The 23,420-nt window shown below is 37.2% G+C and carries 24 protein-coding genes, 2 tRNA genes and 1 riboswitch; of the genes, 13 read left to right on the top strand and 13 right to left on the bottom strand.

Annotated elements, in window-relative coordinates; translation table 11 throughout:
- Nucleotides 1-80: 80 nt before the first annotated feature.
- Nucleotides 81-1,091 carry a biotin--[acetyl-CoA-carboxylase] ligase gene (locus ACTQ54_RS10760; protein WP_441756759.1) on the top strand — a complete coding sequence of 337 codons (1,011 nt, stop codon included), beginning with the start codon at nt 81-83 and terminating at the stop codon, nt 1,089-1,091.
- Nucleotides 1,081-1,617: a biotin transporter BioY gene (locus ACTQ54_RS10755; protein ID WP_441756757.1), complete on the top strand. Its 537-nt coding sequence runs from the start codon at nt 1,081-1,083 to the stop codon at nt 1,615-1,617. Before ACTQ54_RS10760 ends, ACTQ54_RS10755 begins: the two co-directional genes overlap by 11 nt.
- Here ACTQ54_RS10755 and ACTQ54_RS10750 read toward each other — a convergent pair.
- The 8 genes from ACTQ54_RS10750 to ACTQ54_RS10715 form a co-directional block, all read right to left on the bottom strand.
- A complete protein-coding gene (locus ACTQ54_RS10750; RefSeq protein ID WP_441756755.1) occupies nt 1,607-2,329 on the bottom strand; it encodes an ABC transporter ATP-binding protein in 723 nt (240 codons plus the stop codon). The genes ACTQ54_RS10755 and ACTQ54_RS10750 overlap by 11 nt on opposite strands.
- A gap of 1 nt (nt 2,330) precedes the next feature.
- Nucleotides 2,331-3,320, bottom strand: a complete 990-nt coding sequence (locus tag ACTQ54_RS10745) for an ABC transporter substrate-binding protein (protein WP_441756753.1) — start codon at nt 3,318-3,320, stop codon at nt 2,331-2,333.
- A 1-nt stretch (nt 3,321) separates the two neighbouring features.
- Nucleotides 3,322-4,107, bottom strand: coding sequence for an ABC transporter permease (locus ACTQ54_RS10740; protein WP_441756751.1), 786 nt, complete (start codon nt 4,105-4,107; stop codon nt 3,322-3,324).
- Nucleotides 4,082-4,375: a thiamine-binding protein gene (locus ACTQ54_RS10735; protein ID WP_441756750.1), complete on the bottom strand. Its 294-nt coding sequence runs from the start codon at nt 4,373-4,375 to the stop codon at nt 4,082-4,084. Before ACTQ54_RS10735 ends, ACTQ54_RS10740 begins: the two co-directional genes overlap by 26 nt.
- A gap of 82 nt (nt 4,376-4,457) precedes the next feature.
- A riboswitch (TPP riboswitch) is annotated at nt 4,458-4,559 on the bottom strand.
- A 54-nt stretch (nt 4,560-4,613) separates the two neighbouring features.
- Nucleotides 4,614-5,537 carry a 1-phosphofructokinase family hexose kinase gene (locus ACTQ54_RS10730; RefSeq protein ID WP_441756748.1) on the bottom strand — a complete coding sequence of 308 codons (924 nt, stop codon included), beginning with the start codon at nt 5,535-5,537 and terminating at the stop codon, nt 4,614-4,616.
- 18 nt (nt 5,538-5,555) lie between these two features.
- A complete protein-coding gene (locus ACTQ54_RS10725; RefSeq protein WP_441756746.1) occupies nt 5,556-6,311 on the bottom strand; it encodes an NAD-dependent epimerase/dehydratase family protein in 756 nt (251 codons plus the stop codon).
- 244 nt (nt 6,312-6,555) lie between these two features.
- The gene (locus ACTQ54_RS10720; protein ID WP_441756744.1) at nt 6,556-7,296 is read right to left on the bottom strand and encodes an NAD-dependent epimerase/dehydratase family protein; all 741 of its coding nucleotides are present in this window, start codon (nt 7,294-7,296) and stop codon (nt 6,556-6,558) included.
- A 33-nt stretch (nt 7,297-7,329) separates the two neighbouring features.
- Nucleotides 7,330-8,166, bottom strand: a complete 837-nt coding sequence (locus tag ACTQ54_RS10715; protein WP_441756742.1) for an AraC family transcriptional regulator — start codon at nt 8,164-8,166, stop codon at nt 7,330-7,332.
- Between the two features lie 214 nt (nt 8,167-8,380).
- Here ACTQ54_RS10715 and ACTQ54_RS10710 point away from each other — a divergent pair, with 214 nt between their 5' ends.
- A complete protein-coding gene (locus tag ACTQ54_RS10710; RefSeq protein ID WP_441756740.1) occupies nt 8,381-10,117 on the top strand; it encodes an ABC transporter ATP-binding protein in 1,737 nt (578 codons plus the stop codon).
- Nucleotides 10,118-11,899, top strand: coding sequence for an ABC transporter ATP-binding protein (locus ACTQ54_RS10705; protein ID WP_441756738.1), 1,782 nt, complete (start codon nt 10,118-10,120; stop codon nt 11,897-11,899).
- Nucleotides 11,900-12,065: 166 nt separating this feature from the next.
- Here ACTQ54_RS10705 and ACTQ54_RS10700 read toward each other — a convergent pair whose 3' ends face one another.
- Nucleotides 12,066-13,385 (bottom strand): HdeD family acid-resistance protein, encoded by a 1,320-nt coding sequence (locus ACTQ54_RS10700; protein ID WP_441756736.1) that lies wholly within the window; start codon nt 13,383-13,385, stop codon nt 12,066-12,068.
- A gap of 347 nt (nt 13,386-13,732) precedes the next feature.
- Here ACTQ54_RS10700 and ACTQ54_RS10695 point away from each other — a divergent pair, with 347 nt between their 5' ends.
- The 7 genes from ACTQ54_RS10695 to ACTQ54_RS10665 all read left to right on the top strand — a co-directional run bounded on the left by ACTQ54_RS10695 (nt 13,733) and on the right by ACTQ54_RS10665 (nt 20,495).
- Nucleotides 13,733-15,238, top strand: a complete 1,506-nt coding sequence (locus ACTQ54_RS10695; RefSeq protein WP_441756734.1) for an ABC transporter substrate-binding protein — start codon at nt 13,733-13,735, stop codon at nt 15,236-15,238.
- A gap of 41 nt (nt 15,239-15,279) precedes the next feature.
- A complete protein-coding gene (locus ACTQ54_RS10690; RefSeq protein ID WP_441756732.1) occupies nt 15,280-16,227 on the top strand; it encodes an ABC transporter permease in 948 nt (315 codons plus the stop codon).
- 1 nt (nt 16,228) lies between these two features.
- Nucleotides 16,229-17,044 carry an ABC transporter permease gene (locus tag ACTQ54_RS10685; RefSeq protein ID WP_441756730.1) on the top strand — a complete coding sequence of 272 codons (816 nt, stop codon included), beginning with the start codon at nt 16,229-16,231 and terminating at the stop codon, nt 17,042-17,044.
- On the top strand, nt 17,045-17,977 hold the full coding sequence (locus ACTQ54_RS10680) for an ABC transporter ATP-binding protein (protein WP_441756728.1): 933 nt from the start codon (nt 17,045-17,047) through the stop codon (nt 17,975-17,977).
- Nucleotides 17,977-18,777, top strand: coding sequence for an ATP-binding cassette domain-containing protein (locus ACTQ54_RS10675; RefSeq protein WP_441756726.1), 801 nt, complete (start codon nt 17,977-17,979; stop codon nt 18,775-18,777). The genes ACTQ54_RS10680 and ACTQ54_RS10675 overlap by 1 nt, the downstream gene beginning before the upstream one ends.
- A gap of 28 nt (nt 18,778-18,805) precedes the next feature.
- A complete protein-coding gene (locus ACTQ54_RS10670; RefSeq protein WP_441756724.1) occupies nt 18,806-19,621 on the top strand; it encodes a metallophosphoesterase in 816 nt (271 codons plus the stop codon).
- A 196-nt stretch (nt 19,622-19,817) separates the two neighbouring features.
- A complete protein-coding gene (locus ACTQ54_RS10665) occupies nt 19,818-20,495 on the top strand; it encodes a deoxynucleoside kinase (protein WP_441756723.1) in 678 nt (225 codons plus the stop codon).
- 49 nt (nt 20,496-20,544) lie between these two features.
- Here the strand turns inward: ACTQ54_RS10665 and ACTQ54_RS10660 are convergent, their stop codons facing one another.
- Entirely contained in the window at nt 20,545-21,225 is a 681-nt protein-coding gene (locus ACTQ54_RS10660; protein ID WP_441756721.1) for an NADPH-dependent F420 reductase, read from the bottom strand.
- Between the two features lies 1 nt (nt 21,226).
- A complete protein-coding gene (locus tag ACTQ54_RS10655) occupies nt 21,227-22,273 on the bottom strand; it encodes an LLM class flavin-dependent oxidoreductase (protein WP_441756719.1) in 1,047 nt (348 codons plus the stop codon).
- A gap of 268 nt (nt 22,274-22,541) precedes the next feature.
- Between ACTQ54_RS10655 and ACTQ54_RS10650 the strand changes: the two genes are divergently transcribed.
- Both ACTQ54_RS10650 and ACTQ54_RS10645 read left to right on the top strand, forming a co-directional pair.
- The gene (locus ACTQ54_RS10650; protein WP_441756832.1) at nt 22,542-22,661 is read left to right on the top strand and encodes a type II toxin-antitoxin system HicA family toxin; all 120 of its coding nucleotides are present in this window, start codon (nt 22,542-22,544) and stop codon (nt 22,659-22,661) included.
- 37 nt (nt 22,662-22,698) lie between these two features.
- Complete coding sequence (locus tag ACTQ54_RS10645; protein ID WP_441756717.1) at nt 22,699-22,977, top strand: type II toxin-antitoxin system HicB family antitoxin; 279 nt, start codon at nt 22,699-22,701, stop codon at nt 22,975-22,977.
- Between the two features lie 240 nt (nt 22,978-23,217).
- Here the strand turns inward: ACTQ54_RS10645 and ACTQ54_RS10640 are convergent.
- Nucleotides 23,218-23,290: transfer RNA gene (locus ACTQ54_RS10640), tRNA-Thr, on the bottom strand.
- Between the two features lie 20 nt (nt 23,291-23,310).
- A tRNA-Asn gene (locus ACTQ54_RS10635) sits at nt 23,311-23,383 on the bottom strand.
- Nucleotides 23,384-23,420: the final 37 nt, after the last annotated feature.

The raw sequence follows: 23,420 nt of genomic DNA, 5'->3' as shown, positions 1-23,420 counted from the left end.
TCAACCAATTCAATTGTTTAGTTGACCAATGTTTCTCTTTATGTTACCCTCTATACATTCTGAATGCAAGGAGATTCGCTATGAATGAAGCTCATATTTTATCGATTTTATATCAACATCCTAATGAACCGATATCTGGACAATATATCGCTGACAAATTAGGTATTTCGCGCAATGCGGTCTGGAAAATTATTGAACAACTACGGACTTTAGGTTATCAAATTGAAACACAGCATAAAAAGGGCTATCTACTAACCCAGTCAGTTCCTTCCCTCCATGCTAGTCAAATTCAAGCACGGATTGAGCCTTTTTTACCCGATTTGTCTGTCCAAGTTTTTGAAGAGCTGTCTTCCACAAATGATGTCGCCAAAGAAAATATTATCAAAACCCAACAAAATCAGCTCATCATTGCTAAAAAACAAAATCAAGGTCGTGGCAGAGTAGGGAAATCTTTTTATTCTGAATTAAAAGATGGTTTATATTTTAGCCTTGCCTTCAAGCCTGATCCAGCCAATAAACCATTAATCCCTTTATATACCTTAGCAGCGGCTGCAGCCTTAGTTCAAACTTTAGAGCCATATGTCGACGAAGCAATCGGGATCAAATGGGTCAATGATATTTTTTATAAAGGTAAAAAAGTTGCGGGTATCTTGTCCGAGGCTTCAACACATCTAGAAAATGGTGAAGTCGCATATATTATTATCGGAATTGGCCTTAATTTAGCCGGGAGCTTTCAAACTGCCATTACAGATATACAAAAAGTAGCTGGTACCATATTCGGCGAACAACTTCCTTTAAACTTTAATAAAAACCAATTGTTAGCCGATTATTTAAGAAACTTCTATGCCTTTCATTTGAACTTAGATCAAAAAAACTTTTTAGGAATTTATAACCAACATCTCTTAGGAATCAACCAAACCGTCTATTTTCAAGAACGCGATCAAACAATGTCCTCAGCCATTATCCGTTCAGTTAATGACCTAGGTCACCTAATAGTTGAACAAAACGGCCAAAAAAGAGCACTCATCAGCAACGAAATTTCACTTTCAAGCCAGCAGTTCGCAAAAAAGGATACGCCCCATGACCGTTAAAGCCATCAGCCGCATCCCTTTAATGACTGCCCTCTTAATCGTTTGTTCATGGATAACCATTCCAATCGGTCCTGTTCCCTTCAGCCTACAAACCTTTGCCATTTTATTAATCGCCTTTATCTCCCCAATAAATATCGCTGTTGGGAGCAGTCTTTTGTATCTATTAATTGGTTTAATTGGAATACCTGTTTTTGCTGGCGGAACGGGAGGTATCGCATCCATTGTCATGCCTACATTTGGCTTTGTTTTGTCCTTCCCCTTAGTAAGTTTACTCGTCAGTTATACACGACAAAGCTACCAATTGCGTTCTATCCTATCACTCATATTGTTAGGTTTAGCTGCCAATATTATTATTTATTTAATTGGGATTCCTTATATGGTATGGATGCTCAAAATAATGGCTGGAACTTCCTTATCAATCAATGAAGCGATCGCCATTGGGTTCGCGCCTTTTATTCTTGGTGATTTTATAAAAATCGTTATAGCGGCTTATGCTAGTCGACGCTTGATTAAGCTTATAAAATAGCGAGCAATTGTTTTTTATAATCTAAAAATTCAGGTAAAAAGATCAGTTCTTCAAAATTATCTTTGTGGATATTAATATGAAATTCCGCAACAATTTCTCCAGGCTGACCTTTCAAAACATAAATTTTATCGCTTAAAATAATAGCTTCGTCCACATCATGCGTAATGAGTAATGTTGAAGCTTGGATTTGCTTTCTATAATCCATAAACCAATGATGCATTAGACGCCTGGTAATGGCGTCTAATGCACTAAAAGCTTCATCTAATAATAACCAATCTCGATCAAAAGCTGTGGTACGAATGAAGGCAATTCGTTGCCGCATCCCGCCACTCAGGGCTTTCGGATAATAGTCCGCCCACTCATCTAAATCAAATTGTTCGAGTAAAGCGCGCGCTTTTTTGCGCGCTTCTTTTTTGCTTTGACCTTGAATGAGCATCGGTAGCATAACATTTTCAATAATGGATTTATGGGCAAGTAGCATGTCTTTTTGTAACATATAAGCCACTTTTTCCTTAAGTTTTTGACTACCTTCAATTTCAATTGTTCCGCTTTGTATTGGTAAGATTCCTGCAATCAGATTAAATAAGGTCGTTTTTCCAACCCCGCTTGTTCCCAAAATAGCAACAGTTTGACCTGACTCAGCACTTAAAGTAATGTCTTTTAAAACGGGATATTTATTGTAGTTATGATTTAACGCATTAATTGTTAACACTTTATTCCCCTAAAAATTCATTAGTGAAGCGTGGTTCTAAAGTAATGTCTGCTTCAATTAATTCATTGTCAAATAACCAATGATAAAAATCATTCCAACGTTCTTCCTCGATGTAGCCCCAATTGTCGATATCTGACGCATAATGGTCACTGATCCATTCTTGTGATTCTTTCACCATGTCAGCCTGTTCGCTTAATTCTGGTGCGTATTTCATTAAAATGTTAGCCGCTTCTTCTGAATTTTCCATGGCATATTGGTAACCTTTTTTAATCGCCTGAATGACCGCACGGGCTTCGTCTGGATTTTCTGCTAAATAATCATTATTAGCAATAATCACCGGGGAGTAGAAATCAAGCTCACTAGCGTAGTCTTTAAAATACCAGAAGTTTGTTTCCACGCCTTGGTGGTCTGCCATAATGCCGTCCCATGCATAGTAAACCCAAGCAGAATCAAACATATTATTAGCTAAACCAATCACTGAATTGTCGGCTTGATTAGGAACTAATTGGACTTCTTCAAAGTCCCCCCCTTCACTCTCAATGATATAATTTAGCATTGCTAATTCAATCGGATCGTTCCATGTCCCATAAGAATGACCAGTCATTTGTAAGGGGTCTATTATTCCTGCATCCTTATTGGATAATACCCCTGATGTATTATGCTCTAAAATGGTCGCAACAGCTGTCACTGGCAAACCAGCTGCTAAACGATGGGCGAGTGAATCTTGAAAACTTATCCCAAAAGCAGCTTGTCCAAGTCCGATTAATTCAGTTGTACTTCCTTGAGGGGGACGTTTAATGTCCACTTCAACTCCCGCATCATCAAAATAACCTTTATCTAAAGCAACATACAAGCCTGTATGATTGGTATTGGGTACCCAATCCAAAATGAAATCAATTTTATTTTGAGCTTCAACAACTGGGTTTGCTACAGACAATAACACTCCAGCAAGAACTAAAACACTAAGATATTTTAATACATTTTTTAACATTTTATCGACTCCAAATCGTTATTTTTTTATCATGATAAAGCCATGGAATACATAGCCGTTGAATCTGTTGTGTTACCCACATAAAGAGTAAACTTATGGATGAAATCACAACAATTACCGCAAACATACGGTCATAGCGAAAAGCATTTTTCATTTGAATCATATAGACCCCTAAGCCTTCAAAACCACCTAGCCATTCCGCTACCACCGAACCAACAAAAGCATAGGAAACACTGACCTTTAAACCAGAAAAAAAGTAAGGCATGCTTGCCGGTAACTTGACATGGCTTAGGATCTGAACCTTATTTGCTCCCATTAACTGCAGCAATTGAATGGCTTCTTGATCACTGTTGGCAAAGCCGTTTAAAATTGAAATAACAATCGGAAATAAGGTGGTGATAACAATTAAAACTATTTTGGGGGTCATATCGTAGCCCAACCATAAAACGAGTATGGGAGCAATAGCGACTGTCGGAATGGTTTGTGTGATAATCAGTAAAGGATATAAGGCTCTTTGTAACCATTCGAATAAATCCATGAATATCGCTAAGAAAAAGGCTAAAACAATGCCAATACTTAAACCTACAAACGCCTGTATCAATGTAATCTTGCTATGAAACAATAAGTTTTTCCAATCTTCAATGAGAGATTGAAAAATTAATGAAGGACTCGGGATAATGAAACGTGGTAACCAACCAAAATAAGCCGCTAATTCCCACAACAATATCAAACCTACACCTAGAATGAGCGGTGCATGACGATTAATGATATTTTTTTGTTTTATCATCTGAGCTTAACATCTGCCTTTCTTTATGGTAACGAATTTTAGCGTTAGCAAAAATAGCAGCCCCTTCTTCGCCAGCTATTTCGATTGCTTGTGTTAAAAGAGACATTAAATCGTGAAAATCTCCTTCAATCGTTGTTTCAAACGGTCCGACAACCGCATGAGCTGCTTCTTTACGAAGAAATTCAATCACCCGATCGACCGCATCCAAACTGATTTTTTCTTCTGTATATAACGGCAAAATTTGAAGCGCAATACTCGCTTTTGGCATAAAAAAATAACCTCCCTTTTATTTCGCACAAAGCGTACGCAAAAAAAGCAGGTCAAACGAGCTTTTAACTCGATTGTATGATAAAAATATCTCCCCACATCCCTACGTAAGTCCTAACTTAATCAGGTTTAAAGAGTTCGGTTTTACCCATCTCAGCCAATGATTGGCACCCCTTGTGCGTAGATACATCTTAGCAAACTTTGAAAAAAATTACAAATACAATTAAAAAAACAGATATTTATTCCCATTCATACAGAGAAATCTGAGCGACAAACGATTCAATTTTCGCTAGGTCAGCAATGTCGACCGATAAAGAAGTTGCTAAAGCCGCAGCTGTAGCAAATTGTAGGCTTGTCGACAAGTCTTTACTTTCGACATATGCCTTAGCAAAACCAGCTAACAAGGAATCCCGTACCCCTAACTCACTCATTCCTTCAACAATAGCTGCTTGACTAATAAATACCTTTCCTTCTTCCGTTAGTAAAATCGCTTCATGTAACTGGTGTGAAATAAGAATATTTCTGGCACCACGTTCTTGTAATTTCTTAGCACTTTGAACGATTTCTTCAATGGACTCAACTTCTGCATCAAAATATTCTCTAAGATCATTCATGGTAGGCGTCATTAAGAATGGATGATAGGCTAAGTAGTCCATCATCGAAATCGGACGAATATCTAAGATAATTTCAGCATGATTATATTGACATAGTTCCGTTATTTTTTGACACACGTTATCCATTTGATTTTGGACACATTCACCACTAATAATTACCATGTCATCGGCCGTAACATGGCCACTTAGGTATTCCAATAATTCTTGAATAGCTTCTTCACTCAGTTCAAATTCGGGTGATTTGTATGTCGTCAATCCATCCGCTGTTTGAACATCAACGCTGATGGATGTTGGACGTTCATGAAGAATAAAGAAATTCTCGATGCCTTCTTCATTCAATTGATCAACAATATATTGCCCGGTAAAACCTCCTAAGAAACCTGTCGCAATACTTCGTTGGTTCATTTTATTCAATATACGAGACACGCTGATGCCTTCACCACTAAAATCATAACGATGGCGGTCAACTTTATTCTCTTGTCCAAATTGGATCGATTCTGTTTCTAAAATTAAATCCAATGTTGGTTTTAAGCTGATAGTATAAAACATTCCTTCCCTCCTAAAGTGCTACTTACTTTTTTTGGTATTCAAATACGCTTCAAACGCATCATAAGTCGGTTGATAGCCAACTAATTGACGAGCAGATTCTAAATCTAAGCGCGGCATTGCATGGTTGGAAACCCCATTAATGACAATTGTCGGCTGAAGCAAGTCTGCTTCCAAGCAACAATCAATTAAGTGATTAAAATCTTGATAATGAAGAATCTCAGCAAGTTGAGCAACCTGTCCCGTAAATTCAACGCTTTCATTTTCAGCAATATAATTGCCAATCCGGATACCGATAGATTCTACTTGATGGTTGTAAGCATAATAATTAGCCAAATGTTCCATAAACAACTTTGAAATACCATAATAGCTAGTCGGTCGTGGTTCATCACCTACTTTGATTTGCATATCCACAGGGTAATTGCCCGTACTATGAATCGAACTGGCATAAATAATTCTTTGTAGGCTTTTAGCTTGCGTCGCTGCCTCAAATAAATAATAAGGGATATAATAATTCGGTTGGATCAATGCCTCAAATGTTGCTTCCGGACTTGGCTCACCCGCTAAGTGAATCACAACATCAATACCATCTAAGAGACCATTCCAGCTATTTTCTTCATCCAAATCTAAGGCTCGCGTCTCAATTCCTTGATAAAGCCCAGCCTCTACACCTTCAAAACCTTGATCCACAGCTAGCAGTTCATAACTTGATTTTAAATGCTGCACTAAAGCCCGGCCAATCGTTCCAGCTGCACCCGTTATTAAAATTCTCTTCATTTAATTCCCTCCATCAATAAAGTGTCATTATCTATTATTCAATAATATAATAAATATCAATTTAAAGCACTTAGTTCTGCTTAGGGAGTCAGCCCTAGAGACTGCGTAAATTGATTGAGTCGTCGTAGGCATGAATTAACCAATCGTTTCCTCAACGAATACCAAAAGTGGCGTTATTGCTGCGACGAGTTTAAAACTTCAGCCTCGTCCTTTCATGATTTTTACACATTTTTGTGGACTTTATCTACTTAGACATTCCATAGGGGTCAAAAGCATCATAAGTTGGTTGGTAATCCACTAATTGACGGGCTGACTCTAAGTCTAATCTAGTTATCGCATTATTTGAAACCCCATTGATAACAATCGCTGGTTGAGATAAGTCAGCTGTTAAACAACAATCGATTAGATGATTAAAATCGCGATAATCCAGCATTTTTGAAAACTGATTACTCTTTAATGGTCTTACTTGATTTTCTTCCTTATAGCTACCAATACGTATGCCAATGGACTCTATTTGATAGTGGTAAGCAAAATAATTCGCTAAATCTTCCATAAATAATTTTGAAACACCATAGTAACTCGTTGGGCGCGGTTCATCGCTCACTTTAATTTGCTTATTAACTGGATAATTCGCTGCTGCATGACTTGAACTGGCGTAAATGATCCGTTGAAGTTTGTTAGCTTTTCTTGCTGCTTCAAATAAATAATAGGGCATAAAATAATTAGGCTGAATTAAATCATCAAAAGCTGCTTGAGGACTACGGTTGGCAGCTAGATGAATAACAAAGTCAACTTCATCTAATAATCCTTCCCAAGTGCTGGCTTGATTTAAATCCAAAACCTTCGTATCAGTTGTTTGAAAAATACTATCGTCTACTGCTTCAAAAGATTGATCAACAGCTAATAATTCATATCTTGTCATTAAGTGTTTGACCAATGCTTGCCCAATACTCCCTGCTGCTCCTGTGATCAAAATCTTTTTCACTGTCAGTACCTCCATGCATTGAATTAATCAGCGTTATTTATTATCGAGGGTATTTTTGTATTTAGAAGGTGCCACGCCGTAATGTTTTTTGAATTGTTTTGAAAAGTGGTAGACGTCTTGATAACCGACGTCTCGGGCAATATCTTTGATGGAACTATTTTCAATGGCTAAACGTTCAGCGGCATTGGCTAAGCGAATGCTGATTAGATAACTGATCACACTCATGGACGTTTTTTCTTTAAATATTTTAGACAAATAAGTCGGGCTAACAAGAAGTTCACGAGCAATATTTTCTAACGTCAGTTCATCTTGGTAGTTTTTCTTCATATAAGCAATCGCAAGTTCCACTAAAAAGTTTTGCTTTTGTTCTGTTTTAGTTAAATTACTGGCGTTTACTTGATTATTTTCAGTAATTTGTCGCGTTAGTAAAATCATTAACTCCATGGTTAGAGCTTTTAAATAAAGTTGGTAGTCTGGCTTTTGCTCATTCAGCTCACGAATAATGCTCCAAGCCCGATCATAAACTTGTTGATAGTAAGTAGTTAAGTGAATAATCACTTGTTGGTTAGGCATATGATTTCTTTGCTGGAGGTTTGTTGAAAAATTCGTAATCCCTATATGGAGCTGATGTGAGTGGGTACCTACTTTTTGTTTTTCAGAATGCTTTTGTCCAGGATTGAACAAAAGTGCCATCCCAGGGTAAACGGTTTGTTCTACCCCTTCAATAAAATATTCTGCCTCGCCTTCTAACATCAAAGTGATCTCAAAAAAATCATGGTGGTGTAAACTGTTATGATTTCCTTCTTCATTCCATGAATCAAAGGCATAGAGTATATCGATATTAAATGTTTGACTGTTAAAATAGTTCATTCAGTCACCTCCTAAGTCTTTTCTTATTATACTACAATTAAGGCATAAAATCGTATCAAATAAATGACTAAAAAAAATATTTTTTTCAGAAAAAGACTGATATTATCATAAAAAATGCTGAAATAACACATTTTTTTAAGTTGTTTTATCCATTTTAAACTGATTTAAATCTTGTAAGCTTACAAAGTAAATAAAGTCAGTAAAGGAGTCGCATATGAATCATTTTTCTTGGGTTTGGAATTACACAAAAAAACATAAGGGTTGGATTGCCTTCGCCCTGTTTTTGCTGTTAATGAACTCTATCATGGTAATTATTAATCCATATCTAAGTAGTATTTTAATTGACCAAGTTATTAATAACCAACAAGTTGATTTACTTGTTCCAATTCTTGCTACGATGATTGGATTGACTTTAGTTCGAACTGTCATCCGCTACAGTTACCAAGTCATGTTCGATATGGTTGGTCAACGCACACTGCATCAACTGCGAAAAGATATGTACAGAAAATTAAATGAACTCGATTTCGATTATTTTAATCATACGCGTGTTGGAGATATTATGGCACGGATGACTGGTGATACAGAAGCCGTTCGTCACTTTGTTTCATGGACAAGCTATAATATTTTAGAGTCTTTCATTTGGTTTTTAACAGCTGTCATTATTATGACCTTTATCAATTGGCAATTAATGTTAGCACTCGTTGCAGTTACACCGCTGATTTTCTATTTAGCCATGAAACTGTCCAACGAAAGCCATCCGAAGTTTTATGAAATCCGTGAAAGTTTCTCCCGCCTCAATTCAATGGTAGAAGAAAATATCGGTGGTAACCGGGTTGTTAAAGCTTTTACCCGTGAAGAGTTCGAAAAAGAAAAGTTTACTACGTATAACTTAAATTATCGTCAAAGTAATCTAGATTTGGCGCGAGTGTCTCAAAAATACCTTCCTGCTTTAGAATTTTTAGCTAGTATTTTAAGTGTTATTACATTATTATTTGGTGGTTTTTTGGTTATCCGCCAACAAATGACACTGGGAGAATTGGTTGCTTTCAATGGTTACTTATGGATGTTAAATAATCCAATGAGGATGATCGGTTGGCTTGTCAATGACTACCAACGTTTTCAAGCATCTGTACACAAAATTCGTCAATTATTACAACGCAAACCACAAATCCCAATTGATATTGATGAAGACAGCTTAAAACTGAATGGTGATATCGAGTTTAGAAATGTTTCATTCCACTTCTCAGATGATCCTAACACCAATATCCTAACGGACATTGATTTTAGAATTTCTAGTGGCATGACTGTTGGTATTATCGGTGAAACAGGAGCGGGTAAATCAACCTTAGTTAATCTTATTGGACGCTACTATGATCCAACTGAAGGTGAAGTACTGATTGATGGGAAGAACATCAAAAACTACCCTGTCCGTCAACTTAGAGAAAATATCGCTATGGTTATGCAAGATGTCTTTCTCTTTTCAAATACGATTACTGACAATATTGCCTTTGGAAACCCATTTGCTGATGGTGAATATATTCGTAATATGGCAAAAATTGCAGATGCCGATTCATTCATTTCACAAATGCCATTAGGTTACGACACCATTGTTGGTGAACGGGGCGTTGGCTTGTCAGGGGGACAAAAACAACGGATCAGTTTAGCGCGTGCGCTGACTAAAAACCCATCGATCCTCATCTTGGACGATACGACCTCTGCCGTTGATATGGAAACAGAAGCTAAAATTCAAACGGAATTAAGCCGGATGACACAACGGAAAACAACCTTTATTATTGCCCACCGTATCTCTTCAGTTCGCGATGCTGATTTAATTTTAGTTTTAGATAAGGGTCGGATTATTGAACAGGGAACCCATAATGAATTAGTTGCTAAACAAGGCCATTACTATGATGTCTACCAAAGACAACTCGGCTTGGAAGGAGTGAAATAAATGGCTCGTAATCTATATAATGAAGATGAGACTCTAGAAGAAGAGTTTCGACCCGAAGACTATAAACGTGTCGGAAAGTATTTGATTCCTTATAGAGGCACCATTCTTAAAGTATTGATTTCCATCTTAATTTCTAACATCGCCTTGATGTTAGGACCTTATTTTACAAAAGTTGTCATTGATACGGCTATTCCACAAGCAGATATTGGAGTCCTCTTACGTTACTCAACCATGTTTACCGTTGCTATTATTGTTGCCTGTGTCGGTTTATATTATCGTTTATATGCCATTACTAAAATTGGTCAAGATGTCCTAGTGGATATGCGTTATGATATCTTCTCTCATATTCAAAGCTTACCTTTTTCATATTTTGATAACAGACCACACGGTAAAATCCTAACAAGGGTCGTTAACTACATTAATACCTTAAGTGATTTATTGAGTAATGGTGTGGTGAACTTAATTTCTGATATTTTCAACATTATCATTACCTTAGCCTTTATGATCGCTCTCGACTTTAGATTAACGCTTTATAGCTTAATTCTACTGCCAGTTTTATTTGCGATTGTTATGATTATTAAAAAACATCAGCGTAAAGCCTATCAAAACCTAAGTAACAAGCAATCAAATTTGAATGCTTATATCCATGAAAGTATCGCTGGTATAAGAATCACACAATCTTTTGCGCGTGAACATGAACGTTTTGAGATTTTTGAAGAGCAGTCACAAGAAAACTATGATGCCTTTATGCGAGCTGTTAAGATTCAATTTGCCTTGTGGCCGTCTGTTCAAAATATTGCCGTGATGTCGACCTGTATCGTCTATTTTGTTGGTATTAGACAAATTGGAGTGGAAGTTTCGACAGGGACATTGATTGCCTTCATTACCTATATCAACAACTTTTGGAATCCGATTATCAATATTGGTAACTTTTACAATAACTTAATTACGGCGACAGCTTACCTAGAACGAATCTTTGAAACCTTAGATATCGTTCCTGAAATCCAAGACAAACCAGGGGCCATTGAGCTTCCTCCAATCGAAGGAAATGTCAAATTTGATCATGTTACCTTCCGTTACGAAGAAGGAAAAGATATCCTCCGTGATGTGAGTTTTGACATTCCAGCAGGCCAAACAATTGCTTTAGTTGGGCCGACAGGGGCAGGTAAAACAACCATTATTAACTTATTAAGTCGCTTTTACGACATTAATGAAGGAACGATTTATGTAGACGGCTATGATATTAGTGAAGTGACCATTTCTTCCTTACGCGAAAAAATGGGTGTCATGCTTCAAGATACCTTTGTCTTCTCAGGAACAATTCTAGACAATATTCGCTATGGACGCCTTGATGCGACAGAAGAAGAAGTCATTGAAGCAGCCAAAACGGTTCATGCCCATGAATTTATTATGGGACTAAAAGATGGTTATCATACGGTCGTTGAAGAACGTGGAAGTACCCTATCTTCTGGACAAAGACAGCTACTAGCCTTTGCAAGAACGTTACTGGCTGACCCAGCTATTTTAATTTTAGATGAAGCCACTTCAAGTATTGATACGAAGACCGAAGAATTATTACAGGAAGGTTTACAACGCTTGTTGAAAGGCCGTACATCCTTTATTATTGCCCACCGCTTATCTACCATTAAAAATAGTGATCAAATATTCTACATTGCTAACCAAACCGTTCAAGAAAGAGGTAGCCATGAAGAATTAATGCAGCAACGCGGTCTATATTACCGCTTGTACCAATCACAATATGATTTATTATTTGTTGATTAAATCACTCTTCTTGAACAGAGTGGTAGAGCATGTCGAAAATCCGACCGTTTATAAGGATAGTGGAACCGTCGTGAGCCTTGTCTCACGACGCGTCTGGCTACTCGAGCTAGTCCGTTCTTTACACCATCCTTTAAACGGTCGGATTTTTTTGTCTATAAAATTTTGATTAATTTAGATGTTCTTCCAAATAGCTTTGTAGACGGCTATGATGAACCTTACGGCTAATAATAATACTGTTCGCTTTATTAATTTCTTTTTCGATATAGTCATAATAAGTTCCCGGTGTTAGGATACCGACCAACAGAAATAAGTCTAATCCACTGGTACCAATAATTTCATCAGATAACATGACACAATTTGTACCAAAGACAAAATATGTTTTAAACTTACCTTCAGTAAATTTATAAAATTGTGCTTCAGGAATAGCACGCATTAATTTACCACCATAGCTCGCTAATTGCTCTTTTGTCGTAGGTTCCCAAGGCTCTAACACGGAAGTCATTTCTGCCAACTTTTCTTCTAGCGCTTCGGCTTGATCTTGGTTCAATAAAACATCATATTCAATGACGAGATTATCACCATTTTTAATTGAAAAATCAATATAAGCCTCTTTATCCACAGTGACCAAAACCCCATCACCAATCGCATCAAACAAAAAGCGCGAATCAATATCATGATTTCCATATGAATAGACCTTATCTTGGTAAACAATATTCATATGACCAATCACATCAAAAGCATTACTCCCCGTATGAATTAGAATTTGCATCAGCGTATACGGCTCATGTAAATGGTCCAATTTAATTTGTGCATGCTGTTCCAATTCAACATCCATATCCAACTCACCTTCGATGAAATGATTAATCCGATTGAGGACTTGCGTCGGAAGCAAAGCATTAAAAATAATCGGGAGTGGGAAACGAATTTTACGCTTCAACCTATTTTCCGTTTCTGCTGGTAAAAACACACCCCGCCCATCATTCAAGTAAGTTAATCCAATAAATATCGAATAAACGCCCAAAATAATCGTTATATTCCTTCCATTTTCATCTGCCGTAAAACTAAACATCGCAAAAATCAAATGTGCTAGACCATAGATTAAACGGTGAAAACGACGCTTGGCTTGATCACGAACAAGCAAGGCATATGAAATCAAACTGATGAGTCCCATAATAACTTGATAATAACCTACTAATGTTAATAACCAGTCAATCGTTGTATCGCGATAAATGAACATCCAAGCTGCAAAAATGACTTGCAACAGCCCAACCATTATCATCAATGTTTTATCACGCGTCGTTCGAAAATCGTCTTGACTCGTTATTGCTTTAAAAATACGTGAACCAGCGGATGCCTTAATGATAAAAGCAACCAAACCTACAAAAGAGTAGAAAAATGTCAGTGGAAATAAAAATAATGCCAAACCTGAAAAAATAAACAAACACCCTATCACAATCAATGTCCAATTACGACGTGATTCTTTCATCATCTGCCCCCTTTTCAACTAAGTCTAACATACCTTATCTCAACTAATCGAATCTAAACTAAATTAGGCAATAAACATTAAAACCACCATCGAATTGTGGTATTATACATATAAAAAGAGGGCTTGGCAAAAAGAACTTTCACCATTTCCAACAACCACTTTATTTCTTCCTCTAATAAATATCATTAATGTAAATTAGACCACTAGCCATTCCATTAAGCGGTGCTAAATTCACTTGATACAGCTCTTTGACAATAATTTATTTACCTAATATTTACAAGAATCATATCGGAAATTTACAAAACAATGTTAAGATAACAGTATAAATTTATTTAAGGAGTTTGTTTATGTTAAAATCATTAACTAAAGTTTATGCTACTTTAGCAAGTGCTGCTCTGTTATTAGCTAGCGTTCCAGCTGGAACTACCGTTCATGCTCAATCTGATCGTGTTGTTCGTATTGCAATGGTGTCTGAAATTGATAGTTTAGACCCGCATCTTTCTTCAGGTACTGATACAGGCTCAATGTTAGACAATATGCATGATGGATTAATTGACTATGATGAAGCAGGTGAAATTATTCCTAACCTTGCTGAAAGTTGGGAAATTTCTGAAGATAGTCTAACTTATACATTTCATCTTGTACAAGACGCTACTTTCCATAATGGCGATCCTGTAACTGCCAATGACGTTGTTTGGTCTTATAGCCCATTAGCAGGACTTAATGGCGAAGAAGCAACAAGCTCTAAATGGGAAGTTGTTGAAAGCATCACTGCCCTTGATGACTATACAGTAGAAATTACCCTAGAATCAGTTGACTCAGGCTTTTTAGCACGTGCCTTAATGCCTGTTATGCCTGCAGACTACACTGATCAAGCTTCTGCTCCAATTGGTGCAGGTCCATTTAAATTTGTTGAATGGAATCAAGGTCAAAGCCTAGTTATGGAACGTAACGATGACTACTATTTAGATGGAAAAGTTCCAGAAATTGCTGGTGTTGAATGGGTATTAATGCAAGATCCTGCGACAATTACATTAGCTCTACAAACAGGTGAAATTGATATTGCAGGAACAAATATTGAAGGTAAAGCTCAATTAGGCGATTCAATGAATTATGTTGAAGGACCTCAAAATATGGTTGTTATCTTTGGGTTAAACCACAACCACGAACCTTTCTCTGATGTCCGTGTTCGTCAAGCAATCAACTTTGCTGTTAACAAACAAGAATTAATCGATGTTGTTTTCCAAGGTAACGCTGTTGAATTAGGTTCCATGTTCTCACCAGCTATGGACTATTACTACCAAGAAGGTTTACAAGAAGTCTATGCTTATAACCCAGAACGTGCTAAAGAATTATTAGCAGAAGCTGGACAAGAAAACTTAACATTCACAATGAAAGCGCCAAGTCATGAACAATTCTATATTGATACAGCTCAAGTGTTAGCTAATCAATTAGCACAAGTGGGTATCACAATGGAAATCCAACCGGTTGAATGGAGTACTTGGTTAGAGGAAGTTTATACAAACTTTGATCATGAAGCGACATTAATTGGTTTAACAGGTAAAATCGATCCATATGATGTGTTAATCCGCTTTAGAGAAGGTTATAACCGTAACTTCGTAAACTACAACAACAAAGACTACAACAATGCCATTGATAGTGCTATTCAAGAATTAGATGAAAAAGCCAATGCAAATTACTATAAAGAAGCTCAAACAATCTTAGTTGACGATGCTGCTTCTGTCTTCTTATTTGATCCAAATCGCATTACAGCGATGCAAGCTGATTTAGAAGGTCTTGGTTTATTCCCAGCTCAAAAATTTAACTTAGAAGATTTACGAATTGTAGAATAATTTAGTCTGTCACTTAGTCATTAAATAGAGAGGAAAACGCCATGCGTCGATTCATTTATAAGTTGTTATCGACTCTGTTTACCTTGTTGCTTGTCTCTTTGATTATCTTTTTAATTTTTAACATTTTACCAGGTAATCCAGCACAAGCTATATTAGGTCCAGATGCCGATATTCAACAAATTAGAGTACTTGAAGAGCAATTAGGTTTAAATGAACCTTTACACACAAGATACTTTAACTGGATCGGTGGTATTTTCCAAGGTGATTTAGGAACTTCATATCGATACAGAGAGCCGGTTGCGCATATTATTGCCGACCGGCTTCCTGTTACTTTATCCCTAACCATTTATTCATTGCTCATAACCATCGTTATCGCAATTCCAATTGGGATATTTATTTCACGCTATGAAGGGACTGCTGTATCCACCATTGCGAATACAATAAGTCAACTTGGGATATCTATTCCATCATTCTGGTTAGCCTTTGTCTTAATTTTATTTTTTTCGGTCAACTTAGGTTGGCTGCCTACTTTTGGCTATAAAAGTTTATCTGATGGTGTCTTTGATCATTTACGGTCAATGGTCCTCCCATCTATCTCGATTGCCATATCCAATATCGCTGTTATTATTCGTTATTTATCTAATTCGGTAGCTGATCAAATGAATCGCGATTATGTAACAACTGCCCTTGTAAAAGGCGCCGATGATAATCGCATCATGTACCGCCACGTTCTAAAAAATGCATCCTTACCCGTTATTACCATTTTTGGACTAATGGTTGCTGATACACTCGGTGGGAGTATCATCATTGAGAATGTGTTTGCCCTACCTGGGATAGGTTCGTTGCTAAATTCATCTGTACAAACACGGGATTTTCCACTTATCCAATCCTTAGTGTTATTTATTTCTGTGATTATTATTTTAGCCAATTTTGTCGTGGATATTCTTTACCAAGTAATTGATCCTCGCATTAAGACGGGAGGTAGATAGAATGGAACGTAAACGGCGAAATTACAACTTAATTATTGGTGGGACAATTGTCGCTATTTTATTAATAACGATGATCATCAGTTTCTTTTACACACCCTACAACCCTAATGACATGATTACAGCCGACCGCTTCCATGCGCCATCAAGTAAATACTGGTTTGGAACAGATAATTTTGGCCGCGATATTTTTTCACGGTTGATGCAAGCTACTCAAACCGTTTTTCAAGTAGGCATTAGTGCGGTAGGAATTGGACTATTGGGCGGATTGGTTGTAGGTGCCTTAGCAGGTTACTGTGGCGGTTGGCTGGATGAAGTTTTAATGCGTTTAATGGATGCCATGTTAGCCATTCCAGGGATTTTATTTGCCATTATGCTGGTATCCATTTTCCAACCCAGTCTTTTCAATACCATTTTAGCTTTAGGCGTTCCACGGATTCCAAGCTTTGCACGTATTGTTCGTGGAGGCTTCTTACAGGTTAAGGAGTTCGACTTTGTTAAATCGAGTAAAATAAAAGGTGCCAGCCACTGGCATATTATTTGGCATCATATCCTGCCTAACATTACCACCCAAATTATCGTCATGACTTCACTGTCTTTTTCAACAGTTGTATTATCAGAAGCAGGCTTAAGTTATTTAGGACTAGGGGTACAGCCACCTGATCCATCTTGGGGTCGCATGTTAAGTGAAGCCAGACCGCATATGATTCAAGCACCTTGGTATATTATGACAGTCGGTATTTGTATTACCTTACTCGTTTTTGGTTTTAACTTACTAGGCGACGGTATTCGTAAAATGCAAGACAAAAGGAGTGATTAGATGGAACGTGTGTTAAACATTGAAGATTTAAATGTTGATTTTCTCATACAAGGCCATGTTTACCCTGCTGTTGAGCAATTGTCGCTCCACATTAACAAAAACGAAGTCGTTGGAATCGTTGGCGAATCTGGTAGTGGGAAAAGTTTAACCGCTAAAACAATTTTAGGTATTTTACCTAGAAATGCCCACAGCAGCTACAAAGCGATGGAATACAATGGGAAAGCCATCGACTTTAAAAACACCGAAATGATGCAAAAAATCCGTGGAAATGAAATCTCTATGATTTTCCAAGACCCTCTTTCATCGCTCAACCCTTTATTAAAAATAGGCCGCCAAGTCGAAGAAGTGCTAGTCATCCATAAAAAATTGTCTGCTGAAAAAAGACAAGCAATGGTATTTGATTTATTTAAACAAGTCGGTTTTGTCAATCCTGAACGGGTTTATCATTCTTACCCACATGAATTATCTGGTGGAATGCGCCAGCGTGTGGTCATTTGTATGGCAATTATTGCTAATCCTGGATTAATTATTGCCGATGAACCTACAACGGCTTTAGATACCACCATTCAAAAACAAATTCTTGAAATTCTGAGTCAACTGACAAGGCAAAAAGGGAATGCCCTGATGTTGATTTCCCATGACTGGGGCGTGATAGCCAATATGACAGACCGGGTTTATGTCATGTATGCGGGCCGCGTAGTTGAAACAGGCCCTACACAACAAGTCATCGAGAACCCTCAACATGCCTATACAAAAGGTCTATTAAACGCCATCCCAAGCCTGATCAATAAGGGCAAAAAGTTATATAGCATCCCCTTTAGAGTCCCTTCGATTGATGAAAGAGAAAAAGGAAAATGGCCTTACATTAAACTTACCGAAGATAACAAACAAGAAGTTAAAGCCATGTTTCCCGAAGTTAGGAGTTGGTCTTAATGGCAGTCATGCTTGAAATAAATAACTTATCTAAAACCTTTAGCCAAAGCGGGGCTTTATTTAAACCAAAATCAGCTTCTACAACAAAAGCAATCGATGACTTATCCCTTGCCATTCTAAGCGGTGAAAGCTTTGGTCTCGTAGGGGAGTCTGGTTCAGGTAAATCAACGGTGGCCAATTCCATTATGGGACTCGTTAACCCTGAAGAAGGCGAAATTCTTTTTGAAGGTCAAGGTTTACTTAAAATGAATCCTCGCGAAAGACGGCAAGTCTATCAAAATCTACAAATGGTTTTCCAAGACCCTTACAGTACCTTGGATCCTAAGAAAACAATCGGCTGGAGTATTATGGAACCATTGACCATCCATAAAATTGGAACAAAAGCAGAACGAAAAGAACTTGTTATTCAAGCACTCCACGATGTAGAGTTGGACGAAACATATTACTCCCGCTATCCACATGAATTAAGTGGTGGCCAAAGACAGCGGATAGCCATCGCAAGTACCATTATTTTAAAACCTAAATTTTTAATTATTGATGAAGGGGTGTCATCTTTAGATGTTTCGATTCAAGCAGCCATATTAAATTTACTGAACGACTTAAAAGCCAAATATTCCTTAACGTACTTATTCATTTCCCATGACTTAAACGTTATCGAATATTTCTGTGACCGCATCGCAGTCATGCACCACGGTAAATTAGTCGAAGTCTTTGATGCCGCTGATGAAAAACGCCATGAACGCGAAACTTACACCCAAAAATTATTTAATGCCATCCCACCGATCTATTTAAATAATTAAACTAACCATTTTAAAGAGGAGATGAATCATGAAATTAGGGCTAATCTCTGATATACATTATGATACATATGAAAACTTAACCAAAGAAGATTTTTTTGGAAACATCAAGCAGTTAGTAACAGAAAATTCTCTCGATACACTTGTAATTGGTGGAGATATTTCAAACAGCCATAAAACAACCTTTCCTTTCGTTGAAGAACTACAAGCACAATTAAACGTCCCTGTCTATTTCGTGCCAGGCAACCATGATTATTGGGAGAAAAACCTCGTCCATAAAGATAGCATGAAAGTGTACCAAAACTATGTTGATCACTCACAATCTTTATTAGAATCCCCTGTCATCCTATCTGATAAATATGCCCTAGTGGGACATTCCGCTTGGTATAACCATGCCATTCATGGTCAGCAGTTTACTGAAGAAGAATTGGATAAAGGCATTTATGGTGAAAGAACTTGGCAAGATAAACTCAATGCGCGCTGGGGAATGACCGACCGCGAACTATCGAAGCATTTTGCTGATCTCGTTAAAAAAGATTTAGAAAAAGTTGGTGACCGTGATGTCGTGTTAGTCACACATATGGTAACCATCCCGGACTTCACCGTTCCAATGCCACATGAACCATTTGACTTTTTTAACGCATTTATTGCTACAGATGACTTTGATGACATACACCGTGACTACCCTATTAAATATAGCTCAATGGGCCATGTGCATTACCGTGGAACAGTTGAGCGTGACGGTATCACTTATATTTGTAACTGTTTAGGTTATCAAAGAGAATGGCGTTCTGATGATTTTCAAAAAGAACTCCAAGCGTCACTATTCGTACTTGAATTAGAATAAGAGATATTTATTCAATACATCTGATTATAAATCGGATGTATTTTTTATGTATTAAAGTAAATATTTATGCTACAATCTATAAGTTGCGTTTTAACAACCAGTGATATTTATTTGTATTGAACAATATGTTGTGGTGTGTTATAATTCATAACACTACATATTGTGTTGAATAGATATTGGATTAGGAGAGGGGTAGATGACAATTATTGTTATTGGTGGCATGATTGGTGCTGGAAAAACGAGTGTTGCGAAGATTATTGCGGAAGCGTTAGAAAGTGAGGTATTTTATGAAAATGTGGACGATAACCATATTCTTCCACTATTTTACACGGCTTCAGCTGAAGAACAAGCAGCCAAACGTTATCCATTTCTGTTGCAATTAGAATTTTTAAGTAGTCGTTTTTCAAACATTAAGGATGCGCTAATTAATCAAGATAATGTTCTTGACCGCTCGATTTACGAAGACTGGTATTTTTGTAAGGTGAATAATGATTTAGGGAATATTTCGGATACTGAGTTCCATATTTATGAAAAATTACTCAATAATATGATGGAAGAACTGGATGAATTACCTAAAAAGAGCCCTGATTTAATGGTTTATTTGACCGGATCTTTCGAGACCATCATCCATCGTATTGGAATGCGTGGTCGTGATTTTGAGCAAGATCCTAAATTAATGAATTACTACTATACTTTATGGTTTAGCTACGATGACTGGGTAGAAAATTATTATTCAGCTTCACAAGTCTTGACCATTGATATTGATCGCTATGATGTGGTGAATAATCCTGAAGATGCCGAATCAGTCATTGAGATGGTAAAAGCTAAATTGGCTGATTTGCGTATTGAACAAATAGCGAGTCAAAGTAAATAAAATAACCCCGTAACGATTTCGATTAATGGAATTGTTACGGGGTTTTAAGTTATTTATTTGCTTGATGGGCTTCGAGAACTTTTTGGCCGAGTTCACTTTCATGGAAGTGATCCATAATATATTGAAGTTCATCCTTGGTGACATTCGCACCGAATGCATTACTGCCTGGTTCTAGTTTAATACTGTCTGCCAGGCTACCAATAAATAAAGCATCAAAGCCAAATTTGGTGACAATGTCCATCGCGATATCCACAGCTTCTTTGTTATCTCCAGCTACGGCAATGGCTTTTCTATCTTCGTCTTGATCGATACGACTTTCATCATAAATATCATGGTAACCCATATGATTAAAGGCTTTTACAACGATACTGCCTTTAAGATATTCTTGAATGATTTCACTGGTAGCTTGTAGGGGATTTGAGAAATCTTCACGAACTCCATCAACTTCCCACCAATAGTTCATCGCATCAATCACGATTTTACCTTTAAGTGTGCTGGGATCAATGCTGGGATATTTACTTAAAGGAAGGGCTAGGATAATAATATCTGCTTCTTGGGCAACAGTCTTTGAATCAGAGGCAATTGCACCGGGGGCTAGGACTTCAACGGTTAGCGCAATTTTTGAAGCTGGGCCTGAACCAGAAATGATGACATCGTAACCAGCTTTGACAGCTAGTTGAGCCAAGACAATTCCAACTTTACCTGCACCTAAAATGCCTAATTTCGTCATTTTATTTCCCCTTTGATAAGATTTCTTTTACTTGTGGAATCACTTCTTGTCCATATAATTCGATGATTTTACGACGCACATCGGCACTTTGTTGGCCTGCTCCGTAAACTAAGTCAAAACGTGCAACACCTAAGCGGTCAATAGTAGATGCAATTTTCTTTGCGACTGTTTCTGCTGATCCGACATAATAAGATCCTGTTTCAACTTCATGTTCAAATTGTTGTTTCGTCATTGGTGTCCAACCACGCGAACGACCAATCTTATCAAATGAAGTCTTGATGTGTTTCCAAGCTAAATCAATCGCTTCCCCATCAGTATCCGCAATTAATCCGTGTGAGTGCATACCAACTGGATAAATTGGTTTGCCTAATTGTTCTGCAACACGTTTATATAAATCAATATAAGATCTAAAGCGAATCGGATCGCCACCGATAATCGCAAGCATTAATTTAAAGCCATAGTGTGCAGTACGGACAATGGATTCCGGTGATCCACCTACACCTACCCAGGTATCTAATCTTCCACTTTCTGTTTTAGGATAGATATTTTCTTTGTAGAGGGATTGCGTGAATTGCCCTTGCCATTCTAATGGTTTTTCTTCTAAGATTTTTGAAAACATTTCTATTTTTTCATCGAACAATTCTTCGTAGTTTTGTAAATCATAACCAAATAAAGGGAAGGATTCTGTAAACGAACCACGACCTAGCATGACTTGTGCGCGCCCATTAGATAAAGCATCAACGGTTGCAAATCGTTGGTAAACACGAACGGGATCATCTGAACTTAATACCGTAACAGCAGTCGCTAAAGTAATTTGTTCTGTTCTGGTTGCGATACCTGCTAAGACAGTTTCAGGGGATGAAATCGCATATTCTTCACGGTGGTGTTCACCAATCCCAATCACATCAATACCTAATTTGTCTGCTAAAACTGCTTCATCTACCACTAATCGAATAGATTCAGCATCTGTAAGTAACTTGCCGTTGTTATCTGTTGCGATATCGCCAAATGTATTTAATCCAAATAAAACATCTTGTTTTTCTGTCATAAAATGTCCACTTCCTTTTTGTTATCTATGTCGTTTGTTTTCTCCACTTTTCATTCTAAACCTTACTTGAATATAAAGCAAGATAAATATTTCGATTTCGAGACTAAATTTTGTTATGGTAAATTTTTAATAAGTATCATTCAAATTTTAGCCAACTTTTCAAATTGCACGTATATACGTACTGTGATTTACTTGCAGAAAGGGGGATGGCACGAAAGATAAGGATTTACCTAAACTGTTACTTAAAAACGGTTGAGAATTATCAAGAATCAATAGCAGTCATCATATTTTGAAAAAAGGCAATCAACGTGAAGTTATTCCTGTTCAAGGCAAAGAAATAAAAGTTGGACTGTTAAATGCCATTCTAAAGAGAACGGAGCTGGAATAAGCCTCTCCTCTTTCTGCAAATAAAAGGAGGTCTCATTATGTTATATATTTTTCCAGGATTGTTACATGAAGAAGATGGATATTGGATTGAATTCCCTGATTTACCTGGATGTTCTACTCAAGCAGATACGTTAGAGGAGTTATTAATTAATTCTCGTGAAGCTATTGAAGGATATATTCTAGATTTACTTGAAAATGGTGAAAGAGTACCTAGTGCTCGTCAAATTTCAGATCTTGATTATTCTGATGCATCACCCATTCTTATCGAAACTGAAGTTGATTTAACTAAACGAACAAAATCTGTAAAAAGACTTTAACTATACCAGTTTGGTTAAATGAACAAGCATTAGCGATAAACATCAATTACTCTAAAGTATTACAAGAATCTTTAATTGAAAAAATTGGAGAATAAAAAAGATTTTATAATAAATGAGGTTGATGACGAGAAGTGTTTCATCAACCTTATTTATTTTAGAGCCAAAATAAAAAGCGTCTGCAACATCTTCATAAGATGCTACAAACGCTGATATATAGCCATTTATCTCGGTATTTGATTAAGCCATTTGTCGGAATCGAACCGACGACCTCTTCCTTACCATGGAAGCGCTCTACCTACTGAGCTAAAACGGCATTCCTGTAAATAAAAAAAACTCCGCAAGTAGGGCTCGAACCTACGACATCATGATTAACAGTCATGCGCTCTGCCAGCTGAGCTATTGCGGAATAACATGAAACACACGGCGTGGCAATGACCTACTCT

Source organism: Fundicoccus sp. Sow4_H7 (genome assembly GCF_052115865.1).
In the GTDB taxonomy this organism is placed as follows: Bacteria; Bacillota; Bacilli; order Lactobacillales; family Aerococcaceae; genus Fundicoccus_A.
Note: the sequence above shows the minus strand (reverse complement) of the source record. Positions and strands in the feature narration are given on the sequence as shown.

Excerpts from the sequence above, each read along its gene's own strand:
- ACTQ54_RS10695 (WP_441756734.1), top strand. The coding sequence starts at position 13,733 with ATGTTAAAATCATTAACTAAAGTTTATGCTACTTTAGCAAGTGCTGCT.
- ACTQ54_RS10755 (WP_441756757.1), top strand. The coding sequence starts at position 1,081 with ATGACCGTTAAAGCCATCAGCCGCATCCCTTTAATGACTGCCCTCTTA.
- ACTQ54_RS10705 (WP_441756738.1), top strand. The coding sequence starts at position 10,118 with ATGGCTCGTAATCTATATAATGAAGATGAGACTCTAGAAGAAGAGTTT.
- ACTQ54_RS10735 (WP_441756750.1), bottom strand. The coding sequence starts at position 4,375 with ATGCCAAAAGCGAGTATTGCGCTTCAAATTTTGCCGTTATATACAGAA.
- ACTQ54_RS10670 (WP_441756724.1), top strand. The coding sequence starts at position 18,806 with ATGAAATTAGGGCTAATCTCTGATATACATTATGATACATATGAAAAC.
- ACTQ54_RS10715 (WP_441756742.1), bottom strand. The coding sequence starts at position 8,166 with ATGAACTATTTTAACAGTCAAACATTTAATATCGATATACTCTATGCC.
- ACTQ54_RS10760 (WP_441756759.1), top strand. The coding sequence starts at position 81 with ATGAATGAAGCTCATATTTTATCGATTTTATATCAACATCCTAATGAA.
- ACTQ54_RS10645 (WP_441756717.1), top strand. The coding sequence starts at position 22,699 with ATGTTATATATTTTTCCAGGATTGTTACATGAAGAAGATGGATATTGG.
- ACTQ54_RS10655 (WP_441756719.1), bottom strand. The coding sequence starts at position 22,273 with ATGACAGAAAAACAAGATGTTTTATTTGGATTAAATACATTTGGCGAT.
- ACTQ54_RS10740 (WP_441756751.1), bottom strand. The coding sequence starts at position 4,107 with ATGATAAAACAAAAAAATATCATTAATCGTCATGCACCGCTCATTCTA.
- ACTQ54_RS10725 (WP_441756746.1), bottom strand. The coding sequence starts at position 6,311 with ATGAAGAGAATTTTAATAACGGGTGCAGCTGGAACGATTGGCCGGGCT.
- ACTQ54_RS10690 (WP_441756732.1), top strand. The coding sequence starts at position 15,280 with ATGCGTCGATTCATTTATAAGTTGTTATCGACTCTGTTTACCTTGTTG.
- ACTQ54_RS10710 (WP_441756740.1), top strand. The coding sequence starts at position 8,381 with ATGAATCATTTTTCTTGGGTTTGGAATTACACAAAAAAACATAAGGGT.
- ACTQ54_RS10675 (WP_441756726.1), top strand. The coding sequence starts at position 17,977 with ATGGCAGTCATGCTTGAAATAAATAACTTATCTAAAACCTTTAGCCAA.
- ACTQ54_RS10700 (WP_441756736.1), bottom strand. The coding sequence starts at position 13,385 with ATGAAAGAATCACGTCGTAATTGGACATTGATTGTGATAGGGTGTTTG.
- ACTQ54_RS10745 (WP_441756753.1), bottom strand. The coding sequence starts at position 3,320 with ATGTTAAAAAATGTATTAAAATATCTTAGTGTTTTAGTTCTTGCTGGA.
- ACTQ54_RS10660 (WP_441756721.1), bottom strand. The coding sequence starts at position 21,225 with ATGACGAAATTAGGCATTTTAGGTGCAGGTAAAGTTGGAATTGTCTTG.
- ACTQ54_RS10665 (WP_441756723.1), top strand. The coding sequence starts at position 19,818 with ATGACAATTATTGTTATTGGTGGCATGATTGGTGCTGGAAAAACGAGT.
- ACTQ54_RS10730 (WP_441756748.1), bottom strand. The coding sequence starts at position 5,537 with ATGTTTTATACTATCAGCTTAAAACCAACATTGGATTTAATTTTAGAA.
- ACTQ54_RS10685 (WP_441756730.1), top strand. The coding sequence starts at position 16,229 with ATGGAACGTAAACGGCGAAATTACAACTTAATTATTGGTGGGACAATT.
- ACTQ54_RS10680 (WP_441756728.1), top strand. The coding sequence starts at position 17,045 with ATGGAACGTGTGTTAAACATTGAAGATTTAAATGTTGATTTTCTCATA.